General features: G+C 70.2%; 18 protein-coding genes and 4 pseudogenes. 11 read left to right on the top strand and 11 right to left on the bottom strand.

Annotated elements, in window-relative coordinates:
- Positions 1-84: 84 nt before the first annotated feature.
- A complete protein-coding gene (locus OO71_RS10850) occupies positions 85-1,392 on the top strand; it encodes a M14 family zinc carboxypeptidase (protein ID WP_033289555.1) in 1,308 nt (435 codons plus the stop codon).
- Between the two features lie 54 nt (positions 1,393-1,446).
- Here OO71_RS10850 and OO71_RS10845 read toward each other — a convergent pair whose 3' ends face one another.
- Positions 1,447-1,647, bottom strand: a complete 201-nt coding sequence (locus OO71_RS10845) for a DUF2795 domain-containing protein (protein WP_033289554.1) — start codon at positions 1,645-1,647, stop codon at positions 1,447-1,449.
- 171 nt (positions 1,648-1,818) lie between these two features.
- Between OO71_RS10845 and OO71_RS10840 the strand changes: the two genes are divergently transcribed.
- Both OO71_RS10840 and OO71_RS10835 read left to right on the top strand, forming a co-directional pair.
- Positions 1,819-2,076, top strand: a complete 258-nt coding sequence (locus OO71_RS10840) for a hypothetical protein (RefSeq protein WP_033289553.1) — start codon at positions 1,819-1,821, stop codon at positions 2,074-2,076.
- Complete coding sequence (locus OO71_RS10835; protein ID WP_033289552.1) at positions 2,073-2,531, top strand: MarR family winged helix-turn-helix transcriptional regulator; 459 nt, start codon at positions 2,073-2,075, stop codon at positions 2,529-2,531. The genes OO71_RS10840 and OO71_RS10835 overlap by 4 nt, the downstream gene beginning before the upstream one ends.
- 27 nt (positions 2,532-2,558) lie before the next feature.
- Here the strand turns inward: OO71_RS10835 and OO71_RS10830 are convergent, their stop codons facing one another.
- Together OO71_RS10830 and OO71_RS10825 are read right to left on the bottom strand one after the other, a co-directional pair.
- Positions 2,559-2,993: a DoxX family protein gene (locus OO71_RS10830; RefSeq protein WP_033289551.1), complete on the bottom strand. Its 435-nt coding sequence runs from the start codon at positions 2,991-2,993 to the stop codon at positions 2,559-2,561.
- 247 nt (positions 2,994-3,240) lie between these two features.
- Positions 3,241-3,807, bottom strand: a complete 567-nt coding sequence (locus OO71_RS10825) for a TetR/AcrR family transcriptional regulator (protein ID WP_245633630.1) — start codon at positions 3,805-3,807, stop codon at positions 3,241-3,243.
- Between the two features lie 90 nt (positions 3,808-3,897).
- On the opposite strand from OO71_RS10825, the gene OO71_RS10820 reads away from it, so the two are divergent.
- Positions 3,898-4,830 (top strand): SDR family NAD(P)-dependent oxidoreductase, encoded by a 933-nt coding sequence (locus OO71_RS10820; RefSeq protein WP_084144867.1) that lies wholly within the window; start codon positions 3,898-3,900, stop codon positions 4,828-4,830.
- 540 nt (positions 4,831-5,370) lie between these two features.
- Complete coding sequence (locus tag OO71_RS10815; protein ID WP_162186059.1) at positions 5,371-6,210, top strand: NAD(P)-dependent oxidoreductase; 840 nt, start codon at positions 5,371-5,373, stop codon at positions 6,208-6,210.
- A 63-nt stretch (positions 6,211-6,273) separates the two neighbouring features.
- On the opposite strand, the gene OO71_RS10810 is transcribed toward OO71_RS10815, so the two are convergent.
- From OO71_RS10810 to OO71_RS10800, 3 genes are read right to left on the bottom strand one after another with little or no spacing between them, the layout of a single operon-like run.
- Positions 6,274-7,311: an NADPH:quinone reductase gene (locus OO71_RS10810; protein ID WP_033289548.1), complete on the bottom strand. Its 1,038-nt coding sequence runs from the start codon at positions 7,309-7,311 to the stop codon at positions 6,274-6,276.
- Positions 7,312-7,357: 46 nt separating this feature from the next.
- Positions 7,358-8,170 (bottom strand): LLM class flavin-dependent oxidoreductase, encoded by an 813-nt coding sequence (locus OO71_RS10805; RefSeq protein ID WP_033289547.1) that lies wholly within the window; start codon positions 8,168-8,170, stop codon positions 7,358-7,360.
- A 49-nt stretch (positions 8,171-8,219) separates the two neighbouring features.
- The gene (locus OO71_RS10800; protein ID WP_033289546.1) at positions 8,220-8,528 is read right to left on the bottom strand and encodes a cupin domain-containing protein; all 309 of its coding nucleotides are present in this window, start codon (positions 8,526-8,528) and stop codon (positions 8,220-8,222) included.
- A gap of 359 nt (positions 8,529-8,887) precedes the next feature.
- On the opposite strand from OO71_RS10800, the pseudogene OO71_RS52130 reads away from it, so the two are divergent.
- The 4 pseudogenes from OO71_RS52130 to OO71_RS53095 all read left to right on the top strand — a co-directional run.
- Positions 8,888-9,322 (top strand): annotated as a pseudogene (locus tag OO71_RS52130) (GH92 family glycosyl hydrolase); the annotation flags it as partial.
- Positions 9,323-9,411: 89 nt separating this feature from the next.
- A pseudogene (locus OO71_RS52125) lies at positions 9,412-9,645 on the top strand (glycoside hydrolase domain-containing protein); the annotation flags it as partial.
- Positions 9,646-9,733: 88 nt separating this feature from the next.
- Positions 9,734-10,222: pseudogene (locus OO71_RS52120) on the top strand (glycoside hydrolase domain-containing protein); the annotation flags it as partial.
- A gap of 70 nt (positions 10,223-10,292) precedes the next feature.
- Positions 10,293-10,397: pseudogene (locus OO71_RS53095) on the top strand (hypothetical protein); the annotation flags it as partial.
- 165 nt (positions 10,398-10,562) lie between these two features.
- Here the strand turns inward: OO71_RS53095 and OO71_RS52920 are convergent.
- Positions 10,563-10,694, bottom strand: coding sequence for a hypothetical protein (locus OO71_RS52920; protein ID WP_281178403.1), 132 nt, complete (start codon positions 10,692-10,694; stop codon positions 10,563-10,565).
- A gap of 14 nt (positions 10,695-10,708) precedes the next feature.
- On the opposite strand from OO71_RS52920, the gene OO71_RS52115 reads away from it, so the two are divergent.
- Both OO71_RS52115 and OO71_RS10785 read left to right on the top strand, forming a co-directional pair.
- On the top strand, positions 10,709-11,155 hold the full coding sequence (locus OO71_RS52115; protein WP_245633629.1) for a hypothetical protein: 447 nt from the start codon (positions 10,709-10,711) through the stop codon (positions 11,153-11,155).
- Positions 11,156-11,267: 112 nt separating this feature from the next.
- Positions 11,268-12,527, top strand: a complete 1,260-nt coding sequence (locus OO71_RS10785) for a Bcr/CflA family multidrug efflux MFS transporter (protein WP_033289545.1) — start codon at positions 11,268-11,270, stop codon at positions 12,525-12,527.
- A gap of 19 nt (positions 12,528-12,546) precedes the next feature.
- Here the strand turns inward: OO71_RS10785 and lexA are convergent, their stop codons facing one another.
- The 4 genes from lexA to OO71_RS10765 all read right to left on the bottom strand — a co-directional run bounded on the left by lexA (position 12,547) and on the right by OO71_RS10765 (position 14,896).
- Positions 12,547-13,194 (bottom strand): transcriptional repressor LexA, encoded by a 648-nt coding sequence (gene lexA / locus OO71_RS10780; RefSeq protein ID WP_033289544.1) that lies wholly within the window; start codon positions 13,192-13,194, stop codon positions 12,547-12,549.
- Positions 13,191-13,670 carry a MarR family winged helix-turn-helix transcriptional regulator gene (locus OO71_RS10775; protein ID WP_033289694.1) on the bottom strand — a complete coding sequence of 160 codons (480 nt, stop codon included), beginning with the start codon at positions 13,668-13,670 and terminating at the stop codon, positions 13,191-13,193. The genes lexA and OO71_RS10775 overlap by 4 nt, the downstream gene beginning before the upstream one ends.
- A 204-nt stretch (positions 13,671-13,874) precedes the next feature.
- Positions 13,875-14,090 (bottom strand): VOC family protein, encoded by a 216-nt coding sequence (locus OO71_RS10770; protein ID WP_033289543.1) that lies wholly within the window; start codon positions 14,088-14,090, stop codon positions 13,875-13,877.
- A gap of 29 nt (positions 14,091-14,119) precedes the next feature.
- The gene (locus tag OO71_RS10765) at positions 14,120-14,896 is read right to left on the bottom strand and encodes a hypothetical protein (protein ID WP_033289542.1); all 777 of its coding nucleotides are present in this window, start codon (positions 14,894-14,896) and stop codon (positions 14,120-14,122) included.
- Positions 14,897-14,987: the final 91 nt, after the last annotated feature.

Below are 14,987 nucleotides of genomic sequence, written 5' to 3'. Positions count from 1 at the left end.
TCCCCTCCGCGGAGCACACTGTGCGCTGCCGACCGGTCACCAGGTGCACACGGTGACCCTCGCCTGCCTGTGTGAGGAGTTCCGATGACGGCCAGGTTCTCGATCCGGCTCACGGTTGCTGCTGCCGGACTGCTGGTGGCGAGCGCGGTCGGGGGTACTGCCCACGCGGCGCCGGACGACCCGGTGTCGTGGCGGGTTCCGGCCGACCCGGCGCAAGCGGTGGAGCTGGCGCGCGCCGGGTTCGACGTGACCAGGTCGGATTCGGGAGCGGTGTACGTGGTGGGCGACCGGGCGGTGGCCGCGCAAGTGCGGGCCCGCGGTTTTGCCCCGGCCTTCTTTGACACTGTCTACAAAGGAATCGAGACCAGGGCGGCGGGAGACACGTTCTACGGCGGGTACCGGACCGTCGCAGCGCAGGAAACCCATCTCGCGAAAGTCGCCGCAGCGCACCCGGATCTCGCGACGGAGTACCCGCTCGGGCAATCGTGGCGAAAGGTCCAGGGCAAGGGCGGACATGACATCAAAGCGATTTGCCTGACGAAGAAACAGTCCGGCGACTGCACATTGTCGCCGACGTCGCCCAAGCCGAAATTCGTGTTGATGGCGCAGATTCACGCCCGGGAGATCTCGACCGGTGAACTCGCCTGGCGCTGGATCGACTACCTCGCCGACGGGTACGCGACCGACGCGACCGCGAAGGCCATTCTGGACACGACCGAGGTATGGGTGGTGCCGATTGCGAATCCGGACGGGGTCGACATCGTCGCGTCCGGGGGCAATGCGCCGAAGCTGCAGCGCAAGAATGCGAACACGAGCCGGGGAAACTGCAGCGGGACGAACATCGGTGTCGACCTGAACCGCAATTCCACGTTCCGCTGGGGTGCCGATTCGAACTCGCCGTGCGCGGAAACGTACCAGGGGACCGGCGCCGGTTCGGAACCGGAAACCCAGGCGCTGGAAAAGCTTTTCCGCGCCATCTACCCGGTCCAGCGCGGCACCGGCGACAACGATCCGGCCCCCGACACCGCCCGCGGCACGATGATCACCTTGCACAGCTTCGGCAATGACATCGTGATCCCGTGGGGATTCACGAGTTCGCGTTCCCCCAATGACGCCGCGTACCGGAAACTGGGTGCGAAGTTCAATGCCGCCAACGGATATCTGGTGGGCACGAACGAAGAGACGGTCGGCTATTCGACGAGCGGCACCACGGACGATTTCACTTATGGTGCGCTCGGGGTCGCCAGCTTCACGTTCGAGGTCGGAGCGCAAAGCGGGACATGCGGCGGATTCCTGCCGCGGTATTCGTGTGTGGACAGCACATTCTGGCCGAAGAACAAGGGCGCCTTCATCACGGCAGCCCACGCGGCGGCAGCACCGTACCGGCAGTGAGCTGCGGGGTCGGTCGAGCTGCCGGGAGCTTGCGGCTCGCGATCGAGCCGGGTTTCAGCGGACCGGATCGTGGGGGTCGAGCGGGCGGTTGAGGAGCCGGTTCACCGTGTCGATGCCGTCGTATTCGCGTTCGGGCAGGGTGCCCAGCTTGCCGAGCACGGTGTCGTCTGCGCCGTGGGCCGTCGCGCAACGCAGGAGCTCGTCGCGGTCGCAGGGGTAGCGGACGTCGGCGATGTAGTCGCGGATGTCGAGCATGTCCGGGCCTCCTTTCGGGTCTTGCGGGCGTGGCTACCCGGCGAGGAGGCCGGGTACACGTCGGTCGACACCGCCGGATGGCTAGGGGTTTCCCGGTCGGCGTACCGGTCGGGCTCGCCGTGGATCCGCTGACCTGGGCGCCCTGCGGGTATCTCGCCGCAGGTCAAGGACATGCCGGGGCTGCCGCTGGCCGGGTTCGCTGCGGCACCACCGGCGTCCGCACTGTGGGAGGTGGGCGTGTCGCTGGTGGTGGCCGGGGTCGGTCTGGAAGTGTTCATCCGGGTGAACAACTCGGGCGCGATCCCGGCCCGGACGTCGGCCACCGGAGGAGGACTGGTGAACATGGCGCGCGGTCTTGGCACGGCGCTGGTGACATGGTGCCTGCGCCCCGGCGAGGAGACGGCCGCACCGGCGGGGGTCGCCCGGTGACTGCGTCGGAGCCGGTGCTGGCCGATGTCGTGGCGCGGCTTCGGCGGGCGATGCGGCGGGCGGCGCGGACGGCCGATCCGGACAACACCTTGTCCGTCGCGCAGCTCGAACTGCTGTCCTGCCTCGCGGAGAACCCCGGGGCGCGGCCGAGCCGGATCGCGCAGCTGCTGAAGCTCGCGCCCAATTCGGTGACCACGATGGTGACTGGGTTGCGCTCGCGGGAGCTGGTGACGCGGACGAGTGGCGGGGACGACCGGCGGACTGTCGCGCTCGAGCTCACCGACAGTGGCCGCGCCGCCGTCGAGCGGTGGCAGGGGCACAATGCGGCCATTCTCGCCGCGGCGCTGGACGGGGTGCATCCGGCTTGGCGGCACTTGATCGCCGCTGCGGTACCTGCGCTCGACGAACTCGTCGGGGCGATCGACGCGCTTGCCGAATCCGGGCAGGCGCGCTGACGCCGGAGTCCGATGTGGACGGAGCCGTCAGCTGCGGACGTCCGCGATGCGGTGCTGGCGCGAGTTTCCGGTGCGCAGTGCGGACAACGCACCGCCCAGCGCGAAGCGGCCCGGGCCGGTGAAAGCGAGGATCAAGAAGGCCCAGCAGAACATCGCGGACGCTTCGCCGCCGTTCTCGATGGGGAACAGGCCGAGCGGTACATGCACGGTGAAGTAGGCGTACGCCATGGATCCCGAGCCGATCAGGGCTGCCGCGCGGGTGCCGATGCCCAGCAGCACCAGCGCTCCCGCGACCAGCTGGATCAGCCCCGCCCACCAGCCCGGCCACGCGCCCACCGGGGCCGGGCTGTGCGCGCCCAGCAGTCCGAACAGCGTTTTCACGCCGTGGCAAGCGAAAAGGAATCCGATGACGACGCGGAACAGCCCGATGGCGTAGTCGCGCGTCGCGTCCAGCCGGTGCATAGTTCCTCCACAAAGGACGTCGGGGCGGACGGCGACCGGCACCGGTCGGGACGCCGGACCACGTCCACCAAGTGGTCCAGACCTATCGGGTGATCACGTCCAGGTATACCGGTGTCCGGTCTGCGGCGATACCTGCGAAAGTCAGGTCCGCCCGATCTTCGGTGCGCGGTGACCCTCGGTGAGTGCCGTGGCGTCCGATCCGGGGACGATCATGGTCCGGCCGGGGGTGCCGAGTCCGTGGCCGCGGTCAGGACCATCCGGATTCCAGCAGTTCCACCACTGTCGCGAGGGCGGCTGCCGGATCGGGCTCGGTGCCCGTGAGGTCCGGGATCTCCAGGATGAACCGGGCCAGCGCGCGCACTTTGAGGTCGTCCGGCGCCCGGCCGCTGTCTTCGGCGAGAGCGGCGGCCAGCTCGTTCTCGCAGGAATGCCACAGCCGGCGGGCGTAGCCGTGCAGCGCCGGGGTGGACACGATCAGGTTGCGCTTCGGCGCGTGTTCCGGCGGCAGCTCGTTCGCATACGGGCCCCGGTGCGCGAAAAACTGTTGCAGGGCATGGAGAACCGGCTCCCCGTCGGGACGTTCCCGTACTGCGGCGACGATTCCCTCCCGGCGTTCGGTGCCGTCGTCGAAGATCAGCGCTTCCTTGCCGTCCGGGACGTGCGCGAAGAGGGTGGCCACCGAGATGTCGGCCGCGTCCGCGATCTGCGCCACGGTGACCCCGTCGTAGCCGTGCTCCAGGAACAACCGCAGCGCGGCCTCGTCGAGCCTTCGGCGGGTTTCGGCTTTGCGGCGTTCGCGTCGTCCGGTGTTCACCACACTGTCAGGGTACCCCAAAGCCGAACTGCCTCTTGAATCAGAATGACTTTGAAGTTAGACTGACTTCAGAAATAGGAGGGGATGGAGATGATCGTGATGGTGACCGGCGGCAACGCCGGAATCGGCTACTTCGTGGCCGAGCGGCTGGCCGCGGCAGGGGAGGAGGTCGTGATCGGCAGCCGTGACGCGGCGAAAGCCGGGGTCGCGCTCAAGGTGCTGCGCGAGCGTGTACCCGGCGCGCGGGTGCGGCACGTGCGGCTGGATCTGGCCGATCTGGCCTCGCTGGGGGAGTCCGTGGCGGAGATCGGGCGGCTGGACGCGGTCGTGCTCAATGCTGGCGTGTATCTGGAGGGTCCGGAACGCCGGGAGACGGCCGCCGGACACGAGATGACGTTCGGCGTCAACCACCTCGGGCACTTCGCGCTCGTCGCGTTGCTCTGGCCGCAGCTCGCGCCGGGCGCGCGGATCGTGACTACCGGCAGCTTCGCGGCGAAATCGGCGCGCCTCGACTTCGCCGACTTGCACACCACCCGCGGGTATACGCCGAAACTCGCCTACGAGCGGTCGAAACTCGCGCAGACGCTCTTCGCCATGGAACTCCACCGGAGGGCGGAGGGAATGCTGAGCATCGTTGTCCATCCGGGCGGTGCGCTCGACAGCCTCACCCCGGACCGGCCCCCGCTGCACGTCCGCAGCCCGGTGCAGAAGCTGACCGCCTGGCCGATGCGAATCGTCCTGCAGGGCAAGGACGACGGCGCTCGGCCCGCGGTGCACGCGGTGCTGGATCCGGGTGTCGACAGCGGCCAGATCTGGGGACCACGGGTATTCGGCATGCGGGGGCGGCCGCGTCCGGAACCGGTCCGCGGGGCGTACGCCGACCTGGAGGCGGCCGCCCGGCTGTGGGCGGCGAGTGTGGAGTTGACCGGGGTGGAACCTGGGGCTGGGGTGGGATCCGGTGGTGGTGGCGGGCCTGGGCCTGGGCCTGGGGTTGGTGCCGGAGTGGGGATGGTGCCGGGCTGAGGGTTGGCGTCGAACCCGGGGTGGGTGACGTGCTCGGGAGCGGAGTGGAACCCGGGGTTGGTGCTCGGTCCGGAGGCGGTGTGGAACCTGGGGTTGGTGTCGCGCTCGGAGCTGGCGCCGGATCCGGGGCTGGTGGTGGGCCCGGGAGCGGAGTGGAACCCGGAGTTGATGCCGGGCCGCGAGCCGGTGCCGATCCTAGAGGCGGCGTCGAACCCGGGATTGGTGCCGGACTGACGGCTGGTGCTGAGCCCGGAGCTGCCGCCGGACCCGAGGCTGGTGCCGAGTCCGGCGGCGGTGTCCAATCCGAGGCCGGTGCCGGACCGCGAGCTGATCTTGACCCCAGTGCTCGCGTCGATCCCACGGCTGGCATCCAACACAGGGCCGGAGCCAAGCCCAAGGCAGCTATCCAACCCAAAGCAGCTGCCCAGCCCAAGGCAGCTATCCACCCCAAAACCGATGCAGAACCGGACAGCAGTATCAACCGAGGAGGCAGCACAAACCCCACAGCTGGCGTCCAACCCCCGACTACAGTGGGAGCCCGTGAATGACAAAAGCCCGATCGCCGTCCTGCATCCCGGGGCCATGGGTGCTGCGGTGGGCAGGGCGGTCACCGGTGCGCCTGGGTGGTGGGTGTCCGACGGGCGCGGGTCCGCGACGCGGCAGCGGGCACACGAGGCCGGGCTCATCGAGGTACCGGATTTCGCCGCATTGCGGGACTGCCGCGCCGTCCTCAGCATCTGCCCTCCCTCCGTCGCGCAGGAACTTGCGGCGCGGGTGGCGGAAACGGAGTTCCGCGGGATCTACCTCGACGCCAACGCCATCAGCCCGGAACGTGCCGTGCGGCTTGGTGAGGTGGTCCGGCCGGGGGTGACCGTGGTCGACGGCGGGATCGTCGGGCCGCCGCCGCGGACGGCGGGTACCACGCGGCTGTACCTGTCCGGGCCGGAGGACGCCGTCCGGGAGGTCGCGGCGTTGTTCGACGGCGGTCCGCTGCGGGTGGTCGCGCTCGATGGGCCGGTAGGTCGCGCGTCGGCGTTGAAGGTGGCGTTCGCGGCGTACAACAAGCTCACGTACGCCCTCGCGGCGCAGTCGTACGCGCTTGCCGCGCGCCACGGCGTCGACGCGGACCTGCGGGAGCTGGCCGGGGCCGAGCTGCCGGACACGCCGTTGGGCGCGCCCGGACAGCTCACGTCCGCGGGGCAGCGTGCGTGGCGGTGGGAAGGCGAGATGGCGGAGATCGCCGACGCCTGCTCCGCCGCCGGTCTCGCGCCCGAGCTGGTCACCGCCGTGCAGGAGATGTTCGCGCGGTGGCAGGATTACCGCGACGATCCGGACGTCACCGTCGACGCATTGCTTGCCGCGATCGCGAGGCCGGGGTGATGTCGATCAGCATCTTGCCGCTATCGCGAAGCCGGGGTGATGTCGATCAGCACCTCGCCGCGATCACGAAGCCGGGGTGACGTCGATCAGCACCTTTCCGGTGATGCCGTGCTCCGATGCGGCATGCGCGCGAGCCGTCTCGGTGAGTGGGAAGCGGTGTACCGGCAGGCCGTGGTCCGGGCCGAGCTGGAGTGCGCCGTCCCGCAGGGCGGCGGTCACATCCGAAGCGCCGTCCCGGAGTTTGTCCCAGCCGACCGTATAGAGCACCAGGAATTGGTACCGGGAGTTGAGCCACAGGTTCCGTCCGAAGTCGACGGTCACGGAGCCCGTTCCGCCGTCGTCGCCGTACACCGCGACCGTGCCGCGTGGTCGCAGCACTTCCGGATGCAGTGCGGCATTCACCCCGGCAGCGACCTCCACGATCAAGTCGACGCCGTCCGGCGCGATCTTCCGCACCGCAGCGGCAACGTCCTCCGAGGTGTACCGCACGACGTGCTGTGCGCCCGCCGCGCGTGCGAGCGCGGCCTTCTCCTCCGTGCTCACTGTGGCGATCACCGTCGCCCCGGCCCACCGGGCGAGCTGGATCGTCGCGTTCCCGACTGCGCCTGCGCCGCCGCTGACCAGTACCGTCTTGCCGGACAACGCATCCGCTGCCAGGCGTTGTGGCCCGTCCTCGGCGACGGTGAGCGCGCGATGTGCGGTGAGCGCCGGGACCGCGAACGCCGCCCCCTCGTCGAAACCGGCTCCCGCGGGCAGGGTGACCAGCCGGTCCGCCGGAAGCACCACGTACTCCTGCGCGGTCCCGGACTCCGGCTTCCACGCCGCCGCCAGCAGCACCCACACCCGGTCCCCGACGGCGAATCCGTCCACCCCGGACCCGACGGCGTCGACGACACCCGCACCGTCCTGGTTGGGTACCTGCAGCTCGCCTTCCCCGGCGGACGGCGCGAGACGGCCGGAGCGGGATTTCCAGTCGGTCGGGTTCACCGCGGACACCACGATCCGCACCCGCACCTCACCCGCGCCCGGTTCCGGTACGGGCAGGTCCGACACGGTCAGCACTTCCGGCCCGCCATGGCGGTGGTAGGTCACAGCTTTCATACCCGGTGCAATCCCCCGCGGGGGCGCGGCTATTCCCGGCGCCGCGTCATCGTCCGCTCAACCGGTCGATCACCGGGGCGAACGCGTCGAGAAACGCGCCGTTGACGCTGAAGTACGACACGCCGAGATCCTCCCGCCGTCGCTGCAGCTCGTCGGCCATCGCGGCCGGGCCGCCGCGCAGGATGGTGAGCGAATCGTGCGCGATGAGCGTCTCCGCGTCGGCTCCGACGAACCCGCGGATCCACGGCGGGACCTCGTCGCCGACCACGAAAATGTTCATCGCCAGCTCCACCTCCCGGCCCGCGGCACGGACTTCGGCGACGTGGTTCGCAGTGTCCGCGCGACTGGTGAGCACGCTGCCCGCGAGCGTGACGATGTCCGCGCGTTCCCCCGCCATCCGGCGCGCTTTCGGCCCACCGGCGGCGACCATCACCGGCGTGTGCACGTCTCCGTCGAGGCGGCGGACGTGCGAGATCGTGTCGGACACCTGCGCCAGCCGCTCGGCCCCGGTGCCGTACGGCAGACCCAGCTCGGCGGCGGCTTCGCGCATCGACGGCAGGCCGGTGCCGAGGCCCAGCTCGAACCGCCCGTCCGTGACCACGCTGAGGCTGTGCGCCTCCCACGCCGCCGCGCGCGGCGTGCGCAACGGGCTGGCCAGCACGAACGACCCGACGCGCAGCTCAGTCGTCACCGCCGCCGCGGCCGCCAGTGCCGCGGTGGGCGTGGGCAGGTGCAGATTGTCCGGCGACAGCAAGGTGGAATAGCCGAGATCTTCGGCGCGGCGAGCGGTGTCGCGCCATTTCTCCCCGCCATCCTGTGCTGTCGCGACCACCCCGAACCGGAACGTCTTCCCCGCCATCAGCCCACTCAATCACGGACGGCGCGCTCGCGACAACCACGAGATGCCGTCACTCCAGCCACTCGGTGACGAACCGGTCGTTGTGGTGGATGTGCACGGCTTCATACGGTTCCGGGCCGAGGGAAACGAACTTGTGCGGCGTGTTCGCGGGCGCGACCAGCACCTCCCCGGCGACGCCTTCGCGTTGTTCGGCGCCGATGGTGAACAGCGCACGGCCGCGCTGGATCACGAAAGTCTCGGGGTACGGATGCTGGTGCAGCCGCGGTCCGGTGCCGGCGACGGTGGTGTACTCGCGGATCACGGAAACGGGGGAGCCGGCGTCGCGGCCCTCGACGTCGCCGATGGCAGGTTCGGTCATACCTCTCGACGGTAGCCCGTCCGCGCCCGATTTGCCGCGAAACCGGCCAAGTCCGTGTCATCAGGTTGACCTTGACGGCCGCCGCCCGGAAAAGGTCGGAAACCAAGCGGACGGGTCCAGGGAGGCACCGGTGCGGTTGGCAGCAATGGTGACGGCCGCGATGATCGGGGCGAGCAGTCTCGCCGCGGCGGCGCCGCAAACACCGCTCGTGAACGATCCCGCGGCGTACGCTGATCCGCTCGCCGGGACCGGGCGCGGCGGCTCGTCGGTAGGGGAGATCAACAACTTCCCCGGTCCGGCCGCACCGTTCGGGATGGCGACAAGATCCGCGACTTCAGCCTCGACCACGCGTCGGTGGGCTGCCATGCGTTCGGCAACGTGCCGATCCTGCCGGTGACGTCGGCGCGAAACCGTGGGACCGCGTCGAACGATTCACCCACGACGGCGAGCAGGCCGAACCCGGCTACTACGCCGTGACATTCCCCGATTCCGGAGTGCGCACCGAACTCACCATGACCACGCGGACCGGGATCGCCGCGTTCACCTTCCCGTCCGGGGCGAACGCCCAGGTGCTGGTGAAAGGTGGCGCGAGCCTCGCCGGGAAATCCGCGGCCGGGCTGCGGATCACCGGCGACCGCGCGGTCAGCGGCTCGGCCACCAGCGGGAACTTCTGCGGAAAAGGCAACAGGTACACCGCCTACTACGACATCACCTTCGACCGTCCCTTCACCGCGCACGGCACGTGGGACGGGAACACGATCCAGGCGGGCAGTGACCAGGTCGATTCGCCGCAAGCCGGTGCATACCTGGCTTTCGGCGACACCGGCACGGTGCAGGCGAAGGTGTCGATGTCCTATGTGGACGTCGACGGCGCCGGGCGAACATGGCGGCCGAGGTGCCGGGCTGGGACTTCGGCGCGGTCCGCAAGTCCACGCGGGACGCATGGAGCTCCGCGCTCGGCCGGATTCGCGTGGCAGGCAAGGATCCCGCGCAGCTCAAGACGTTCTACACCGCGCTGTACCACAGCCTGATGCACCCCAACACGTTCAACGACGTCAACGGGCGTTACCTCGGCTTCGACAACCAGGTCCGCGCCCTTCCGCCCGGGCACCCGCAGTACGCCGACTTCTCCGACTGGGACACCTACCGTTCGCTCGCGCCCTTGCACGGCATGCTGTTATGGCCAACGGCGGTCGACCAAACCCCTGGCGCGTACCAGGAACGCCGCGGCATCGCGGACTACCTCGCCCGCGGTTACCTGCCGAACAACGACGCTTCCCGGGGCGACCACGCGCGCGTCGGCGCATCGATCACAGCCGCGCGGCCAGGACGGCCGGTTCCCCGACGGCCCCGCGTACCGCCCGCCCGCGCCCGGCAAGTTCGGCCAGGACGGTTTCGGCGAGGGCAACGCCGCGCAGTACACCTGGCTGGTGCCGCAGAACCCGGCCGGGCTGGTCACCGCGATGGGTGGCCCGGCCGCGGTGGCCGGACGGCTCGACACGTTCTTCCGGAAGCTGAACGTCGGACCCAACGAGCCGTACATGTGGGCGGGCAACGAGCCGGACTTCGGCGTGCCGTGGCTGGACAACTACGCCGGGCAGCCGTGGAAGACGCAGGAAGTCGTCCGCCACATCGCCACCACGCTCTTCAGCGCGGCCCCCGACGGCGAACCCGGCAACGACGATCTCGGCGCGCAGTCCTCGTGGTACGTCTGGGCCGCGCTGGGCATTTACCCCGTCGACCCCGGGCACCCCGGACCTCGCGATGCTCACGCTGCCGGGCGGGCGCACGCTCGACCTCCGCGCGCCAGGCGCGTCGGCGACCACGCCGTACGTGCACGGTCTGACCTTGAACGGCCATCGCTGGGACCAGACGTGGCTGCCGCAGAACATCGCCCGTGACGGCGGCCGGCTGGACTTCACGCTGTCCGATCAGCCGGACCGGCAGTGGCAAAGCCGATCTCACCGTGGCTGTCGCGGCCGGAACGCCCGCGGGTTACCGCCAGGTGCCGGTGACCTTGCGCGGGGCGGGTCATCAGGTTTCGTCGTCGATGATCGTGCTGGTCGCGCCGAAGGGCAGCCTCGCCGACACCTTCGGCAACGTCGGCATCTCCGACGACGGCGACGGCGGCGACGGCGGTACGGCGAACATCGACGGCGCGGGCAACAGCTACTCGCGGAATGCCCTGTCCGACGCCGGTCTCGCGCCGGGGGCGACCGGGCACGACCTTCGTCTGGCCCGCGGCACCGGCCGCGCGCCCGGACAACGTGGCGGCCGCGGGGCAGAAGCTCGATCTAGGTGGAGCTTCAGCAGGGAAGCTGTCCTTCATCGGTGCGGCCACCAATGGCGACCACCGGGGCACCGCGACCGTCACCTTCACCGACGGCACCACCGCCACCGCAGATCTTTCGTTCGGGGACTGGATCCTCCCCGGCGGGGGCAACGATCCGGTGTTCGGCAACACGCTCGTCGCCCGCACGGTGTACCGAAATCAACCTGGAGCTGCAGGTCCTTCGGCGTCGGTCTACGCGACGGCACCGCTCGAAATCGCGGCAGGCAAGAAGGTTGCGACGATCACCTTGCCTGCTGATCCGGACCTGCACGTGTTCGCTCTCGGCCTCGGCTGAATTGTCAAGGCGAATTCCCACGGTGTGATCTGTTCGCCGGTTCCGGAATGAACCGGGCCGCTGCGTCGTCACTGCTCTGTGTGCTCACTGTGCGCACGAGAAGGGGAGTGGCGTGAACGGAACACGCGAAGCAGCACCGAGAGCCGGCGGCCAGCTGGGTTTGGTGCTGGTCCTGGGAGTTCTGGTGGCACTGGGGCCACTGTCCATCGACATGTATCTGCCGGCGCTGCCGGACATCACCCGTGAACTGTCGACGACGGAGTCGACCATCCAGCTCACCCTCACCGGCACGGTGCTGGGTCTCGGGCTCGGCCAGCTGGTGGCCGGGCCGCTTTCGGACGCGGTCGGGCGGCGGATCCCGCTCATCGCGGGCAGCTTGATCCACGTGCTGGCGTCGCTGCTGTGCCTCGTCGCACCCACCGTCGAACTGCTGAGCGCGGCGCGCGTGGTGCAGGGGCTGGGTGCGTCGGCGGGGGCCGTGCTGGCGCTGGCCGTGGTGCGTGACCTTTACACCGACCGCGGTGCGGCCAAGCTGCTTTCGAAGCTCATCCTCGTGATGGGGGTGTCCCCGGTGCTCGCCCCCACGCTCGGCAGCGCGCTGCTGGCGTGGACGGAATGGCGCGGGGTCTTCGTGGTGCTCGCGGTGATCGGCCTGGCGAGCGCGGTCGCGGCGGCGCTGGCGCTGCCGGAGACGCTGCCGCCGGCGCGGCGTCAGCCGTTCAAGTTCCGGGCGACCGTGCGGTCGTACCGGAGCCTGTTCACCGACCGGTCGTTCCTCGGGCTGGTGCTGGTGGCCGGGCTCGCGATGGCCGGGCTGTTCGCGTTCGTCAGCGGCGGGTCGTTCGTGTTCCAGCAGCAGTACGGGCTGGACCAGCAGCAGTTCGGCCTGATGTTCGGTGCGAGCGCGGTGTGGCTGATCGCGGCAACGCAGGTCAACGCGCGGCTGATGAACCGGTACGAACCGCACCAGGTGCTGCTGGTGGCGAGCGTACTGGCGGCGGCTTCGGCCGGGGTGCTGCTGGTGACCGCGCTGACCGGGTTCGGCGGGATGTTCGGCGTGGCGGTGCCGGTGTGGGTGGTGCTGTTCTTCGCCGGGCTGATCCTGCCGAACGCACCGGCGGTCGCCCTCGACGCGCACGGCGACAACGCGGGTACCGCGGCGTCGCTGCTGGGTGCCGTGCAGTTCGGGGTCGGCGCGGCGGTTTCGCCGGTGGTCGGCCTGCTGGGCAACAACGCGGCCGCGATGGCCACGGTGATGTTCGGCGGACTGGTGGTGTCCGGGCTGGTGTTGTGGCTGGTCGCGCGGCCGTGGCAGGGTCGCGAAACGGTGGCCGGACCGGTGGAGACCCGGGTGCCGGTACCGGTCGACTGACCGCTCGTCTCGGTGCTGCTCAGACGCTGCGCAGCACCGAGACGACCACACCGAGCACCACGGCCCGGTCGCCGTCGATCACGTCGTAGGCCGGGTTGCGCGGCTCGAGGTACACGTGCCCGTCGCGGCGGCGGTACACCTTCACAGTGGCTTCCTCGTCGATCATCGCGGCCACGATCTGGCCCGAATGTGCCTCGGGCTGCTGCTTGACCACCACGATGTCGCCGTCGCAGATCGCCGCGTCGATCATCGAATCGCCGCGCACGCGGAGCCCGAAGACAGTGCCGCGGCCGGTGAGCCCGCGCGGCAGCTGCATCACGTCGTCGACGTGCTCCTGCGCGGAAATCGGCGTACCCGCCGCGATGTCGCCGACCACCGGAACAGGCACGGAGTCGCCGTCGTCGCGCGCGGGCGTGTCGCCGAGGAACGCGCGCACGTCGATCGGCCGCGAAACGGACGGGCTGCGGCGCAGGAACCCCTTGTCCTCCAGCGCGGCGAGGTGCTTCGACACCGACGACGTCGACCGCAGTCCCACCGCTTCGCCGATCTCGCGGGTGCTCGGCGAGTACCCGTGGCGGCCCGCCCAGTCCCGGATGGTGGCGAGGATGTGCTGCTGGCGCTCGGGCAGGGCCGAAGCGTCGTCGAAGATGTCGTCGTAGGCGGTCACGGGCCGATCGTAGAGGGGCCGATGACCGGGGCCCGCCGCTGGTGGTCGGTGACGTCGGTGAGGATGCGTTTGAACTCGGCGTACTCGCGGTGTCCCACCCGGGCGGCATGCCGGTCTTCCAGCGCCGCGAGTATCCGGCCCGAGGCGCTGATCATGGCCAGCCCGCGGGCAGTCGGGCACACGAGCTTCGCGCGCCGGTCCCCGGGATCGGGACGGCGCTCGACGTAGCCGAGGGTCTCCAGCTCGTCGACCACCACGCCGATCACCTGCTTGCGCTGCCCGGACAGCCGCGCGAGCTCGGTCGCCCGCGAGCCGTCCGGGCCGAGGTAGGCGAGCACGGCACCGTGCCGGGGGCTCAGGTCGGCGAACCCGTCCGCAGCCAGCGCGGCGAAGAGCTCCCGCTGCACCGCGAACAACAACCGCCCGGCGAGCACCCCGAGATCGGGATACGCGGGCCTCCGGTTCGTCTCCGACACGCCCGGAAGCGTAGCGAGGCGGGCTGCCGCCAGCGGTGATGGCTGGTGCGCTTCAGCCTTGGTACCGGCTCCGCAACCGAGGTACCCCGTCGTCGACGCGGCCAGCAAGGCTGCGGCAATGGCTGCGAACGCCAAGACGATCGCAGGCAAGTGCCGCTTGGCGCCCATGGTTGCGCTTTGTGGCACTGGCGGGCCAGTCGTGCGTCACCGGCGCCGGGGAAGGACGCAGAACTCGTTGCCCTCCGGCACCGGCTGGAACAGCAGCGACGGGCGGTCCGGCGCCTTGAGTTCGACGTACCCCGTGCCGTGGCCGTCCTCCCACGGTTCGGTGTGCGGGTAATCCAGCGCGGTCCGCCAGAACCCGGCGAGCGCGGGGGCGTCGCGGCAGTCGACGGCGATGGCGATCAGGCGGCTGCTCATGCGAAGGGACTACCCGCACCCCGGCCGGGTCACGCGCCGGGGCCCGAGTAGATCTCCGCAGGCGCCGGGGCATTCACCGGGACCGGCTTGTCCCAGCCGCTGAAGTCGATCGTGCCGTGTTGCGGGGCCTCGATCCGCAGCAGGTAGTGCGGTTCGGACGCGGCGAGGTACGCGACCCCGTCCGTGCTGGTGAAGCGCAGCACCTGGGTCCCGGCCAGGTCGGCGGGTTCGCCGCCGGAGAAGGTGGACACGCTCAGCTCGCCGGTCATCGAATCGATGAACCCGCGGTAGTCCAGGAAGGACTTGAACGCCGCGCCGATGCCCTGGCCGATCTGCGACTCCGACGACACCCATTTGTCCGTGACCTGCGCGGCGACCTCCGAACCTTCCGGAATCCCCGCCTCCTTCACCAGCGAGCTGCTGAACCTGAAGTAGTACTTTTCGCCGGACCGCAGCACCGGCACCGTGATGCCGTCCTTCTCGACCGAGCCGCTCGCGCTGTCCTTGTTGAGCTGCAGGTCGAGCTTCACCGCGCCGCCGCTCTCGGTCATCGCGCCCTTCACGTGGACCGCGGACGCCTTCTTGGCGGCGTCGGCGAGCGCCTGCCCGGCCTTCGCCGCTTCGAGCGGGGCCGCCTTCGGCGCCGCGGCCGACGACGAGCCGGCGGCCGGGCTGCCGACCGGCTGGGCGGCACCGCCGGTGGACCCGGAGCAGGCGGTGCACACGAGTGCGGCGGCGGTCGCGGCGACGACGGCGGCACGGCGCAGGACTGGGTTCGGGACGCGGTTCAGAACCGGGCGAATCATGCGGGGATTCCGTTCGGACGGGGCCCGGGACCACCCCGGGCACGTCCGGTTATCGCCGCTTTCCGTGATTCGTTACGGTCGCCTGATCTTT

It is taken from the genome of Amycolatopsis jejuensis (assembly GCF_000717335.1).
Taxonomy (GTDB): Bacteria; Actinomycetota; Actinomycetes; order Mycobacteriales; family Pseudonocardiaceae; genus Amycolatopsis; species Amycolatopsis jejuensis.
The sequence above is the reverse complement of the archived record's forward strand: the minus strand, read 5'-3'. Positions and strand labels throughout refer to the sequence as shown.